The organism is Streptomyces sp. RLA123, assembly GCF_056270165.1.
Genome location: NZ_JBWDOR010000003.1, coordinates 139180 through 152252, shown reverse-complemented (window position 1 = coordinate 152252; position 13073 = coordinate 139180). Strand labels below are relative to the sequence as shown.

The 13073-nt window shown below is 70.4% G+C and carries 11 protein-coding genes; 3 read left to right on the top strand and 8 right to left on the bottom strand.

What is annotated here, in order from left to right; translation table 11 throughout:
* Positions 1-14 precede the first annotated feature (14 nt).
* Complete coding sequence (locus RV983_RS00935) at positions 15-941, top strand: DMT family transporter (RefSeq protein ID WP_475983828.1); 927 nt, start codon at positions 15-17, stop codon at positions 939-941.
* Between the two features lie 205 nt (positions 942-1146).
* Here RV983_RS00935 and RV983_RS00930 read toward each other — a convergent pair whose 3' ends face one another.
* Entirely contained in the window at positions 1147-2802 is a 1656-nt protein-coding gene (locus RV983_RS00930; protein WP_475983827.1) for an FAD-binding oxidoreductase, read from the bottom strand.
* Between the two features lie 65 nt (positions 2803-2867).
* Here RV983_RS00930 and RV983_RS00925 point away from each other — a divergent pair, with 65 nt between their 5' ends.
* Together RV983_RS00925 and RV983_RS00920 are read left to right on the top strand one after the other, a co-directional pair.
* Entirely contained in the window at positions 2868-3515 is a 648-nt protein-coding gene (locus RV983_RS00925; protein WP_475983826.1) for a TetR/AcrR family transcriptional regulator, read from the top strand.
* Positions 3516-3963: 448 nt separating this feature from the next.
* Positions 3964-4362 (top strand): YunG family protein, encoded by a 399-nt coding sequence (locus tag RV983_RS00920; protein ID WP_475983825.1) that lies wholly within the window; start codon positions 3964-3966, stop codon positions 4360-4362.
* Between the two features lie 13 nt (positions 4363-4375).
* Here RV983_RS00920 and RV983_RS00915 read toward each other — a convergent pair whose 3' ends face one another.
* The 7 genes from RV983_RS00915 to RV983_RS00885 all read right to left on the bottom strand — a co-directional run bounded on the left by RV983_RS00915 (position 4376) and on the right by RV983_RS00885 (position 12907).
* Positions 4376-4720 carry a hypothetical protein gene (locus RV983_RS00915; RefSeq protein ID WP_475983824.1) on the bottom strand — a complete coding sequence of 115 codons (345 nt, stop codon included), beginning with the start codon at positions 4718-4720 and terminating at the stop codon, positions 4376-4378.
* 188 nt (positions 4721-4908) lie between these two features.
* A complete protein-coding gene (locus RV983_RS00910) occupies positions 4909-7347 on the bottom strand; it encodes a glycoside hydrolase family 95 protein (protein ID WP_475983823.1) in 2439 nt (812 codons plus the stop codon).
* A 122-nt stretch (positions 7348-7469) separates the two neighbouring features.
* A complete protein-coding gene (locus RV983_RS00905) occupies positions 7470-8531 on the bottom strand; it encodes an ABC transporter permease (RefSeq protein WP_475983822.1) in 1062 nt (353 codons plus the stop codon).
* The gene (locus RV983_RS00900) at positions 8524-10032 is read right to left on the bottom strand and encodes a sugar ABC transporter ATP-binding protein (RefSeq protein ID WP_475983821.1); all 1509 of its coding nucleotides are present in this window, start codon (positions 10030-10032) and stop codon (positions 8524-8526) included. Before RV983_RS00900 ends, RV983_RS00905 begins: the two co-directional genes overlap by 8 nt.
* 20 nt (positions 10033-10052) lie before the next feature.
* Positions 10053-11123, bottom strand: coding sequence for a sugar ABC transporter substrate-binding protein (locus tag RV983_RS00895; RefSeq protein WP_475983820.1), 1071 nt, complete (start codon positions 11121-11123; stop codon positions 10053-10055).
* A 90-nt stretch (positions 11124-11213) separates the two neighbouring features.
* Entirely contained in the window at positions 11214-11603 is a 390-nt protein-coding gene (locus RV983_RS00890; RefSeq protein WP_475983819.1) for a hypothetical protein, read from the bottom strand.
* Positions 11600-12907 (bottom strand): enolase C-terminal domain-like protein, encoded by a 1308-nt coding sequence (locus tag RV983_RS00885; RefSeq protein ID WP_475983818.1) that lies wholly within the window; start codon positions 12905-12907, stop codon positions 11600-11602. The genes RV983_RS00890 and RV983_RS00885 overlap by 4 nt, the downstream gene beginning before the upstream one ends.
* Positions 12908-13073 lie beyond the last annotated feature (166 nt).

Here is a 13073-nt window from a genome sequence, read left to right as displayed (position 1 = left end):
GCAGCGTGAGGGGTATGCACACACCTTCCGCTCCCTTCGCCCCACTCGTGCCCGGCATGCTCGGGATGGCGCTGGTCGGCAGCAGCGTCACCGTTTCGCACACCCTCGTGGACGCCCCGCTGTTCACCCCGCAGGCGGTTCGCTATGCGATCGCCACGGTGATCCTTCTGGTCGTCGCCCGGCTCGCCGGCACACGGCTGGTGTGGCCGCGGGGGCGGGAGTGGCTGTGGCTCGCCGGGATCGCTGTCACCGGTCTGGTGCTGTTCAACGTAGCCGTGGTCCGGGGGGTCGGCCATGCCGAGCCCGCGGTGGTTGCCGTCGCGGTCGCGTGCGTACCGGTGGTCCTCGCGGTGGTGGGCCCGGCGCTGGAGCGGCGCCGGCCCAGCCGGCAGCTGCTGTTGGCGGCCCCGGTGGTCGTGACGGGAGCGGTACTGGTGGAGGGAACGGGTCGCACCGACGCCGTCGGGGTGGCTTGGGCGGCGCTGGCCCTGGTCTGCGAGGCCGCCTTCACCCTTCTCGCGGTACCGGTTCTGCGGCGGCACTCCCCGTGGGGGGTGTCCGTGCACGCGATGTGGATGGCCGCCGCGCTACTGACCGTTCTCGCCGCGGCCTGCGAAGGCCCCCCGGCGGTGGGGGAGTTGTCCGGTACCGCGTGGGCCGCCATCGGCTATCTGGCGTTGATGGTGACGGCGGTCGCCTTCGTCCTGTGGTACTCGACGGTCCGCGCCGTCGGATCCGGGCGGGCCGGACTGCTCACCGGCATCGCGCCGCTCGCCGCGGCGGCCGTCGGCAGCATCTCGGGCAGCGGCATGCCCAGTCCGTCGGTATGGCTGGGCATCACCGTGCTGATCCTCGGCCTGGTGCTGGGTCTGCGTCCGCACCACGTCCCTGCCGCGGAGGTCGTACGAGCGGACCCGCCCACCTCCGCACGCTCCAGGTAGCGGCTGGGACGGCCTCTCGGGAGCGCCTCGCAGACATCGCCGGACGGCATGGCCGGACGCGGTGCCGTGCCGGAGCGACATCGGCGCCATGGCCGAGGTCCTGCGCATTCCCGGCCTCGGCCGCCGGGGTCACGCCGGCCGGGGGAGGGGACAGCCTGGGACGTTTACCCGGTGGTGCCCGCCAGAACCGGCGGCGTCGCGACGGTCATCCGCCGGGCGCGTTGTCGACACGTCGGCCGTGTGAATCGCGGCTGGAACCCGATGGATCGATGACAACGCCGGGGTTGAGGATTCCGGCCGGGTCCAGGACCGTCTTGCCGGCCTGCAGGGCGGCGGCGAACAGGTCGGGGCGCTGGCGGTCGTACCACGGGCGGTGGTCGCGCCCCACCGCGTGATGATGGGTGATGGTCGCCCCGCCGCTGATCAGTGCCTCAGAGACCGCCTGCTTGATCTCGTCCCACTGCTCAACCGTCCTACCCCACTTCCCCGCGGCGTAGATACCGAAGTACGGGGCCGGACCATCGGGGTAGACGTGGGTGAAGCGGCAGGTCACGACGCCTTCCGCGCCGACCTGGCGCATGGCGTCCTGGGCAGCGGCGTTGACGGCGGCGCGCAGGGTGTCGAACCGGTCCCAGGTGCAGGCCGTCTCGAACGTCTCCACGATCATGCCCTGAGCGGCGAGAGCGTCCCGCTGGTAGGGCATGCGCAAGAAGGAGTTGCGCCAGCTGCCGGCGGCCCCGGTCCGTACGTCCTGCTCCGCGGTGTCGGCGTAGCGCGGTTCCTCGGTCAGGGTGCCCCCGTGGTCCCTGCACAGCTCCAGCGCGCGTCCCATCGAGGCGTCGACGGGGTGGTCGGCGGATTCGAAGCCGAGTACCAGGACGGCGCTCGGGGCGCCGGCGTTGATGAACGCCTCCATGGGGTCCAGGAGGCGGCAGTTGGCGGGGTTCAGGCCGGACTGCGACAGGGCACGCACCGCGCGTACGCCCGCGTCGTAGTCGGCGAAGCCCGCCGAAGCTCCCGCACGCCACCGTGGCCGGTCCTGGAGGCGGACCCAGGCTTGGGTGATGACGCCGAGCGATCCCTCCGAGCCGAGGAACATCCGGTCGGGGGACGGCCCGGCCCCTGAGCCCGGGAGACGGCGGGACTCGAGGATCCCGCTGGGAGCGATGACCCGCATCGATTCGGTCAGGTCGTCGATGTGGGTGAGGTTCGTTGCGAAGTGGCCGCCGGCGCGGGTGGCCAGCCAGCCGCCGAGGGTGGAGAACTCGAACGACTGGGGGAAGAACCTCAAGCTGTAGCCCTGGGGCCGCAGCTGGTCCTCCAGGTGAGGGCCGAAGACCCCTGCCTGGACGAGGGCGGCCCGGCTGGTGCGGTCGATCTCCAAAACCTGGTCCATCGCGCCCATGTCCAAGCTGACCACCCCGGCGTAGGCGTCGCCCACCCTTGGTTCGACGCCTCCCACCACCGAGGAACCACCGCCGAAGGGAATGGCCGCGATGTTGGCGTCACTGCACCAGTCCAGGAGATCGACGACCTGTGCCTCGGAGGTCGGGCGCACCACGAGGTCGGGCACGTGGGGCAGGCGCCCCAGCAGCGCCCTCACGACATCGCGGAACGCCTGCCCGTGGCTGTGCACGAGCCGGTCGCGTACATCGGCGGACGCGATCGAGGCCAGGGCCGGCGGCGCCTGGACGCGGCTCGCCCCCACTCCGAACGATGCGATCGGCGGGGCCTGGTGCACCGTCAGGTCGGCGCCCGGCAGCATCTCCGCGGTACGCCGGGTGATCTCCGCACGCTCCGCGCCCGTCACCGCGTCCTCGACGTTTCCCCATCCCCACCACGATCGCGTGTTACTGCCCAATGCCGCACCACCGATCTGAATGCTGGGTAAATTACCTGCCGGTCACTTTGGCATAGGATGGGACCATGAACAAGCAGGAGAAGGCCGTCCGCACGGTCGGGACCAAGGGCATGCCCCGCGCGGACCGGGAGAGGCTGATCCTGGACGCGGCGGCACACGAGTTCGGCGCCAAGGGCTACGCACGCGGGTCGACCGCCGCGGTGGCAGCGCATGCCGGAATCAGCAAGCCCATGATCTACGAGTACTTCGGTTCCAAGGACGGCCTCTACCTGACGTGCCTGGAGGACGCCGGATCCCACCTCGTTGAAGCCGTCGCCGCGGCGCAGGAGGGGCCGTCCGACATCACGCGTGCCGCTCGCACCCTTGAGGCCATCTTCCGGAGGCTGGAGTCCCGTGTCGATGACTGGGCTCTCGTCTATGACGCGACACTGCCGGCCGACGGACCCCTCCACGCGGCGGCTGTCGTCTATCGTCAGGAGCTGAACCGTCTCGGCGCGGTCGGCGTAGCCGAGTTCCTCGGCTCTCCGAAAGCGGGCGAGCCGCTCGACACCGACCTCGCCACCCACCTGTGGTACGGGACCGTGAGCGCCGCGGTCGCCTGGTGGCGCCACCACCCCGAGCAGAGCGCCGACGACATGACGGCGCGCTTCGAACGGATCTTCGCGGTGCTGTATCCGCAGACCGCAGCACCGGCCACGGCGGGGCGGCCTTGAACAAGGGCAAAGCGTCCGCCCGGCCGAGCTGAAGAACGGGCCGCGGAACCGCGCCTGTGAGCACTTCGGCGATGACCGCGACATGAGCTCCAAGGGGCGGCATCCCGCGGCGAGGTCTCACGGTGCTCGTCGCAGGGGCCTCCGTCGGCTTGGCGTCGCCTGGTGACAGGGGTTCACGAAGCTCGCCGTGATAGCGCCCTGCGTGACAGGACTGGGCACCTTGATCGTCGTCTCGCCCCTATCGCGCAGGATGGGTACACGGGATGTCCACGGACAGTGCGACATCCGGGTGGGCGGACGACTCAAGTCCTTGCCGGCGGACCGTTGATCTGCCTGTCCGGTGTGACTATTTGTCGCCCGATCGGCGGCTTGCGCGAGTTCTGTCCCGTCGGGGGCTCGCGGCTCCTGTGCCATCTGCGATGTCAGTGGTGGCTGTGATCCTGGCGGCATGATCCCTTGGAACCTGCTCGATCTCGACGGAGCCCTGCGTGCCAGTTGGGCCGCCGACACATGTTCCCCCGATGACCAGGCCGACTGGCAGCCTGGCAACCCGGCCTGGGGGCACTGTGACATCACGGCCTTGGTCGTCAACGACGTCTTCGGCGGTGATCTCATAGTCGGTGAGGTGCACCTCGACGGGACCCAGCACGGCTTCCACTGGTGGAACCGGCTGCCCAGCGGTGTCGAACTCGACCTGACGCGCGAGCAGTTCCAGCTCGGACAGACCGTCATCGCTGCGCGTGTCGTCGAGCGCCCGCCGGGTCCTCTGCCGCGCCGCTGGGAGGAGTACCTCCTTCTGCGTGAGCGCGTCATCAAGCACCTCGGTCATCTGCCGGAGCCCGTCTGATGGAGGGCCGGGGTCAGCCCGGCCGGTCCGGCGGGACGACGCCCTGACCGCTGGTGGCCAGCGTCTTCGGCATGATCGAATCGAATCCTGAGGGATGGAGGTTCGAGGTCACGATCACGGACCGGCGCTCGTAGGCGGCATCGATCACGCGGTACAACGCCTCCGCGGCGGCGTGCCCGATGGGCGGCATGCCGATGACCGTACCCCGCACCTGTCGGCCGCCTCGCCGGCCGCTGTACGCCGCCACCATCGCGCCCGCGCTTTCGCGCCCGCGCAGCGGCTCCGCCACGCCCGCACCGTCCTTGCCGGAGCCGATGCCCTCACCGCTCGCCGTCGAATACGGCCACCGCCCGGCCACATGTCGGATGTCGTGCCGGCGCGGTGCACCTCGGAGGGCCCCCGGCGCAGCGGCCGGGAGCCCCTCGCATCGGCCGGGTCGGCACGGCGACTCGAGTGCGCGCGGCTGCCGAACCCCCTGCAAGGGACACGTCAGTACACCCGTACCCGAGGTTGCCGTGACCGCGACCCGGGCGGCGGCCCGTGGTGTCAGTGCGGCTTGATCATGTAATCGCGGCCTCCCGTGACCTCGAACACCGCGACGGTGTCCTCCGGACGGTCCACAGGGAGGCGGGGCGGGCGACCGGGGGCGTCCACGTCGACCGGGACGGCGGTGCGCAGCCGGACGGTGCCGTCGTGTCGCGCCGCCAGGCGGGCGTGGGACAGCGCTCCGCCGCGCCAGTCGAGATCGACGGTGAGGCCTCCGCGGGCGAGCAAGCCGGTGACGCGTCCGTCCGGAAGCTGGGGAGGCAGCGCGGGCAGCAGATGGACCTCGTCGGTGTGCGACTGGAGCAGCCATTCGGTCACGCCCGCCGTGGCACCGAAGTTGCCGTCTATCTGGAACGGCGGGTGGAGGTCGAACAGGTTCGGCGCGGTGCGGGCCGGCGTGAGGAGGTCGGTGAGCAGTTTGTAGGAGCGGGCGCCGTCCTCCGCCCGCGCCCAGAAGTTGATCTTCCAGGCGAGGGACCAGCCCGTGCCGGCGTCGCCGCGCATCTCCAGTGTCTTCAGGGCGGCCTGGAAGAGGTCCGGCGTACCGCGCTTGGTGATCTGGTTGCTGGGGTGCAGGCCGTACAGGTGGGAGACATGACGGTGCTGCCGCTCCGGGGCGCCGGCGTCCCAGTCGTCCTGCCATTCCTGCAACTGCCCCAACGCGCCGATTCTCATGGGAGGCAACTGGTCACGGGCCGCACGCACCCGCTCCACGTAGGGGCTTGCGGCACCGAGGGTGTCACAGGCCGCCAGGTAGCCGTCGAAGAGGTCACGCAGGATCTGGTTGTCCATGGTCGGCCCGGCGCACGCCGACACACCGTTGTGGTGGGCGTTCTCCGGTGACACGGACGGACAGGTGACGAGGTGTCCCGTACCGGGGTCGGGAACGAGTGAGTCGAGGAAGAAGCGGACCGCCCCCTCGACCACGGGCAGGCGGCGGCGCAGGGCGTCGCGGTCGCCGGTGAAGCGGTAGTGCTCCCAGACGGAAGTCGCCAGCCAGGCGCCGCCGGTGGGCCACATTCCCCAGAAAGCGCCGTCGACGGGCGCGGTCCCGCGCCAGGCGTCCGTGTTGTGGTGCGCCACCCAGCCGTCCGCGCCGTACTGCACCCGCGCGGTCCGCTGCCCGGCCTGGGACAGGTCGTCGAGGAGCGCGAAGATCGGTTCCCAGCACTCCAGGAGGTTGGTGGTGGGAGCGGGCCAGTAGTTCATCTCCGTATTGATGTTGATCGTGTACTTGGAATCCCAGGGCGGCGAGAGCTGGTCGTTCCAGATGCCCTGAAGGTTGGCGGGCTGGGTGCCCGGGCGGGAGGAGGCGATGAGCAGGTAGCGGCCGTACTGGTAGTGCAGCGCGATCAATTGCGGGTCGTCCGCCCCGGCGAAGGCGGCCACCCGCTGGTCGGTCGGCGCGCCGGCGGCGTCGGTGGTACCGAGGTCGAGCCGGACGCGGCCGAAGAGCGCGCGGTGGTCTCGTTCGTGCCGTGCGCGCAGCTCCTTGTACGGGACGGAGGCAGCGGCGTTCAACGGGCCCTCGGCGCGGGCACGGTGGTCGCCCGAGGCGTCCGTGTAGTCGAGGTAACCGGTGCCCACGGACACCAGCAGGGTCGCCGAATCGGCGCCGGTCACCGTGAGCGTGCCGTTCTCGCTGCGCACGGTGCCGCCGTCGGCGTGGGCCCGGACGAGGGCACGGAAGCGGACCTGTCCGGTGACTCCCTCGCGGGTCTGCCCGATGCCTTCCAGTGCGGCCGTCAGCGGGTCCGGAGAGTCCGTCGCGGCCTGCTGGGGAGTGTCGAAGGCCGCGCTGAAGGACAGCCCGCCGGCGCCGCCCGGGCCTCCGGGGCCGCCGGCGGTGAGCCGGACCACGATCACCTGATCGGGGTGGCTGGCGAAGACCTCGCGCCGGTACGCGACCCCGCCGCGGTTGTACGTCACGGTCGCGACGCCCCTGTCGAGGTCCAGTTCCCGTCGGTAGTCGGTGACGTCGCCGGTGCCCGCGATGGTCAGGCGCAGGTTTCCGACGGTCTGGTACATCAGCTCGCCTACCGGTCTGCCCATGAAGGACGAGTCGATCAGGCTCTGGGCGGAGTTCCATTGCCCGGCGAAGACCCTGCGCCGGATCTCCGCGAGGTTGGCCAGGCCCTGGGGGTTCGCGGGCTCGTAGGGGCCTCCCGCCCACAGCGTGTCCTCGTTGAGCTGGAGTTGCTCGGTGTTCACGCCACCGAACACCATCGCGCCGAGACGGCCGTTGCCGAGCGGCAGGGCCTCCAGCCATTGCGCTGCGGGCTTGTCGTACCACAGGGAAAGGGGAGACGGCTTGGGCGCCGGGTGCGGCTCGGTTCCCGGACCGGGATGCGGTGCCGCGGTGGCCTCGGCGGCCGGGAGTCCGGCGCTCAGCGCGGCTGTAGCAGCCGCGGAGGCGACGAGAAAGTCTCTTCGTTCCATGGGATTGCCATGCCTTTCGGTCGCGGGTGTCCGGGCCGGTTCCGAGGAGTGCACCCCGGGACCGCGGGCGCGGTCCGCACGCGCGGGTGGCCGTCGCCCGGCTCGGCCCGGTCGGAGGGTTCCTATTCCTGGGCCCTGCCGCCTGTGATGCGGGACAGCGCCAGGGCGATGAGGATGATCGTGCCGTTGAGGGCGCCGATCCACTGCGCGGGGACGCCACCGAGGGTGAGGACGTTCTGGATCATGAACAGGAGCAGGATGCCCGTGAAGGCTCCGAACATGGTGCCCTTGCCGCCGTTGAGGCTGATGCCGCCGATGACCGCCGCCGCGAAGACGGTGAAGATGTAGCCGTTGCCCTGGGCGGAGGCCACCGAGGCGAGGCGTCCGGACAGCAGCAGGCCGCTCAGTGCCGCCAGCACGCTCGCCGCGACGATGACGGTCCACAGCACACGGTCGGTACGGATGCCCGCCGCTTTCGCCGCGTCGACGTTGCCGCCGATCGCGTACAGGGAGCGGCCGAAGCTGGTGAAACCGAGCACCACGATGCCGGCGGCGAACAGGAGCAGACAGATCCACACCGAGGCGGGCGTGCCCGCCCACTGGGCGGTGCCGAGGTAGAGCATCGACGGCGGCAGCTGGAAGAACGTCTGGCCACCGGAGATGCCGGTCAGGACACCGCGCAGCACGATCAGCATGCCGAGCGTGACGATGAAGCCGTTGAGACCGAACCGGATGATGAACAGGGCGTTGACCACACCGATCAGCAGACCCACCGCCAAGGTGACCGGCACGGCCCAGCCGCCGGGCAGCACGCCGATTCCGTGCGTCGCGCCCGCCGGGACGGTGAGCCAGGCGGCGACCCCGGGTGCGATCCCCATCGTGGACTCCAGGGAGAGGTCCATCTTCTTGACGATCAGCACCAGGGTCTGGGCCAGGACCAGCAGGGCGGTCTCGGACATCGTCTGAAGGACGTTGATCAGGTTGTCCGCCTGGAGGAATACCGGGTTGACGAGCTGGCCGACGATCGCCATCACGATGATCGCGGGAACGAGCGCCAGGTCGCGCAGTCGTGCGAGAGCGATCCGGTGACCGCTCCTGGTCGCCGCGGCCGGCCGCACGCCCGTGGCGTCGGGCGACCCGCCGTCCGGGCCCTTCGCGGCAGCCGCGGCCGTACTCTCAGACATCGAGGTCCACTCCTTCCATCGCGGCAACGAGCTCGTGGTCGTGCCAGCCTCCGGCCCTCTCGGCCACGACTCGGCCCCGGAACATCACCAGGACCCGGTCGCACGTGCGCAGGTCGTCGAGTTCGTCGGAGGCGATGAGCACCCCGGTGCCGGACGCGGCGATCGCCTCGACCTTGCCGAGGAGGAACTCCTTGGACCGCACGTCCACGCCGGCGGTCGGATTGATCAGCACCAGAACTTTCGGATCGTTGGCCAGGGCCCGGGCCATGACGACCTTCTGCTGGTTGCCTCCCGAGAGTCCGGAGACGGGCAGCTGCGGCCCCGGTGTCTTGATCTCCAGCTTGTCGATCATGGAGCGGGCGTAGGCGTCGCGGCGGCGGTTGTCGATGAGGCCCCCTGGGCCGAGCCGTTCAGGGATGGTCAGGGTCCCGTTGTCCGCGATGGACATCTCCGGTACGAGTCCCTGGTGGTGACGGTCCTGCGGGACGAACCCCACACCCGCGGCCAGCGCGGCGGGGACGCTGCCCGGCCGCGGCCGGACCCCCGCGATCCGGACCGTTCCCGTTTCGGCGGCCCGGAGTCCGACGACCGTCTCCGCGACCTCGGTACGGCCGCTGCCGGCAGCGCCGGCGAGACCGACGATCTCCCCGCCCCGGATCAGGAAGGACACGTCGCGGTACGTTCCCCGCACAGCCGCGCCTTCCACCGCGAGCACGGCCGGGGAGTCGGTGTCGACGGGCCGGCGGTGCCTTTCACCGCCCCTGTCCGCGCTGTCGCCCGTCATGGCGGCCACGAGTTCGGCACGGGGCAGCTCCGCCACGGGGGCGGTGAGGATGTGCCGGGCGTCGCGAAGCACCGTGACCATGTCGCAGATCTCGTAGACCTCCTGCAAGTGGTGGCTGATGAAGAGGAAGGTGATGCCCTGGCGCTGGAGGTCCCGGATCCGCGCGAACAGCCGGTTGATGGCGGATCCGTCCAGTTGCGCGGTGGGCTCGTCGAGGATGATGAAGCGTGCGCCGAACGACAGCGCCCGGGCGATCTCCACGAACTGCCGCTGCTCCATGCTCAGTTCCCCGGCAGGGGTGCGCACGTCCACGTCGACCGACCAGGTCTGCAGGACCTCGCGTGCCCTGTCACGGACCGTGCGCCAGCTGATCAGGCCACCCCGTCCCCGGCGGTGCCGGTTCAGGAAGAGGTTCTCCGCGACCGTGAGCTGGGGGATGACGGTGGACTTCTGGTAGACGCATGCCACCCGCCTGCGCCAGGCATCCCGGTCGGCGAGCCGGGGAGCCGGCGCGCCGTCGAAGGCCACCGTCCCCTCGTCCGGTGCCTGCAGGCCGGTGAGGACGGAGACGAGCGTGGACTTGCCCGCCCCGTTGCGGCCCACGAGCGCGTGCGTCTCCCCGGGCTTGATCGTGATCGCGGCGTCGTGCAGCGCGACCGTGGAACCGAACCGCTTCGTCAGCCCTGCCGCCTGGACGACGGGGTGAGCCGTGACCATGGTGTGTACCGTCCTTCCGGTCAGCTGAGGTTGTTGCCCCACAGGGACGGGTCGTCGCTCTTGAGGCTGGGAACCCCGCCGAAGGTGCCCCCGTCCGCGGTCACGAGCGGGGCGGAGAGCTGATCCTCCAGCAGACCGTCGCGGACCTGGATGATCGTGCTGTCGTGGTCGGTCTTGCCGGGCTGGAATTTCTTGCCCTCGATCGCCGCCTTGAGGTAGGAGAGGGCGTACTTGGCGTACAGGTCGGCGGGCTGGGAGACCGTGGCATCGATCTTCCCAGCGGTGATGTCCTTGAGCTCCTCGGGGATTCCGTCGTTGGAGACGATGAAGACGTGCTTCTCGTCATCGGGGCCGACCAGCAGGTTCTTCTGCTTGAGCACCTGAAGGGTGCCGGCGAGCGCGAAGCTGGACTGCATGTAGACACCCCTGATGTCGGGGTGCGCGGTCAGGTCGGTCTGGAGCTTCTGCGCCGCGACCGCCCCGTCCCAGTTGGTGGCTTCACCGAGGACCTTGATGGCGGGGTAGTTCTTCTTCATGCACTCGTTGAAGGCTTCGGTGCGGTCCCGGCCGTTGATCGAGGCGAGGTCGCCCTGGAGCATGACGACCGTGCCTTTGCCCTTCAGCTTCGTGCCGAGGAACTGGCAGGCCTTCTCGCCGTAGGCGCGGTTGTCGGCGCGGACCACCATGTAGACGTTGCCGGTGTCGGGCCTGGTGTCCACCGTGACGACCGGGATCTTCTTGGCCTCCATCTGCGCCAGGGTCGGCGCGATGGCCGCGGTGTCCTGAGGCGCCATCGCGACACCCTTGACGCCCTGGCTGATGAAGGTCTGCGCGTTGGCGGTGAGCTTGGCGACGTCGTTCTGCGAGTTGGTGGTCTTCAGGTCCAGCCCGAGTTCCTTGGCGAACTCGGGGGTGTACTTGATGTACGAGTTCCAGAAGTCGGTGTCGGAGCGCGGGTAGTCGACCCCGATCACCGCCGAACCGCCGCCCGTGCCCGACGCGGGTCCAGGGTCGCCGCAGGCGGTGAGTGCGAAGGCGGTCAGGGCGGCGAGGCCGCCTATGCATGCGTGCCGGGTGAATCTGAGCTTCATTGCTCGTTCTCCTTGCCGGTGGGTCGCAGGGGCGGGGTTGTACGCCGGCGGATGTGGGAGGGGCGTGCCGGAGTCCGGGAAGGGCCGGGATCAGGCGCGCGGGCGGATACGCAGGCCTTTCGTGCCTCCGTCGACGGCGAGGGCCGTGCCGGTGGCCGAGCCGGACAACGGGCTCGGACGGTGGACGACGTTGGTGGCGACCTCGTCCGCACAGACGAGGCGGCGCATGGGCCGGCGGGCGCGGAGCGCAGTGCGTTCGGCTTCGGGGTCGGGCGCGCGATCGAGAGGGCGGCCGATCCACGGCGTGGCGGCGACATCCGCGCGGATGCCGGTGAGGGGTTCGGGGACATCGTTCGGGGTGAGGCCGAGGCAGGCGGCCCTGGCCCCGCGGAACGCCGGCGGACGAGCCGCGGCCGGCCCGATGCCGCAGGTGCCGCCGGTCACGAGCGCCTTCAGGTCCGCGGACGTGGGGGCGCTCATCCGCCGGCCTCCCCGGCCCACACGGGGCCGTCCGGGTAGCGGTGGTCCTCCAGGGACCGCGGGTGCAGCTCGGCGCCGATACCGGGAGCGGCGGGCGCCAGGTAGCGGCCGTCGCGGATGCGGACCGGGTCGGTGAAGTGCCCGTGCAGATGGTCGACGTACTCGATGACCCGGTCCTCGGTGGTGCCGCTGACGGCCACGTAGTCGAACATCGCCAGATGCTGCACCATCTCGCACAGCCCGACCCCGCCGGCGTGCGGGCACACCGGGACGCCGAACTTGGCGGCCAGCAGCAGTACGGCGACGTTCTCGGTGACTCCGGCGGTGCGGCTGGCGTCGAGCTGCAGCACGTCGAGCGCGCCCGCTTGGAGCAGCTGCTTGAACATCACCTGGTTGTGGGTGTGTTCGCCGGTGGCGACCTTGACCGGCGCCAGCGCCCTGCGGATGGCGGCGTGGCCGAGGATGTCGTCCGGGGAAGTGGGCTCCTCGATCCAGTACGGGTCGTACGGCGTGAGCGCCGCCATCCAGTCGATCGCCTGCTGCACGCCCCACGCCTGGTTTGCGTCGACGGCGATCCTGACGTCCGGGCCGACCGCCTCGCGCGTCAGCCGCATGCGGCGTACGTCCGCCTCGCGATCGGCGCCGACCTTCAGCTTGATCTGCCCGAAGCCCTCGGCGACCGCTTCCTTGGACAGTCGCACCAGCTTCTCGTCGTCGTACCCGAGCCATCCCGGGGTCGTGGTGTACGCCGGGTAGCCGTGCTCCAGCAGATGCGCGGTGCGCCCGGCGCGGCCGGGCTCGGCGCGTCGCAGGATCTCCAGCGCCTCGTCACGGGTGAGGGCGTCCTGGAGGTAGCGGAAGTCGACGAGGTCGACCAACTGCTCCGGGGAGAGCTCGGCGAGCAGCCGCCAGACCGGCTTGCCGGTACGGCGGCCGTACAGGTCCCAGACGGCGTTGACGACGGCCGCGGCGGCCATGTGAATGGCCCCCTTCTCGGGGCCCAGCCAGCGCAGTTGGCTGTCGCCGGTCAGCCGACGCGAGAAGCCTCCCAGATCGGCCAGCACCTCCTCGACGGGCAGTCCGACGACCAGCGGGGCCAGGGCCCGTACGGCGGCGACCTCCACCTCGTTGCCGCGGCCCACGGTGAAGGCGAGTCCGTATCCCTCCGCCCCGGCACTCGTACGGACCGTCACGTAGGCGGCCGAGTAGTCGGGTTCGGGATTCATGGCGTCGGAACCGTCGAGTTCCCGCGACGTGGGGAACCGCACGTCGACCGCCTCGACCGCGGTGATCAGCTCAGTCATCGCTTCCTGCGCCTCCGGCTCGGAGGCTCCGGCGCACTCCCCGCTTCATGGCAACCACCCGTCCTCATGTGTCAACGAGACGTTCTCTTCGTTGCGACCAGCGTTGGACATTGGATGGATTTATAGGGTCGGCTCGCACGGATGTCCATACCCCCGGCAGGCAAAG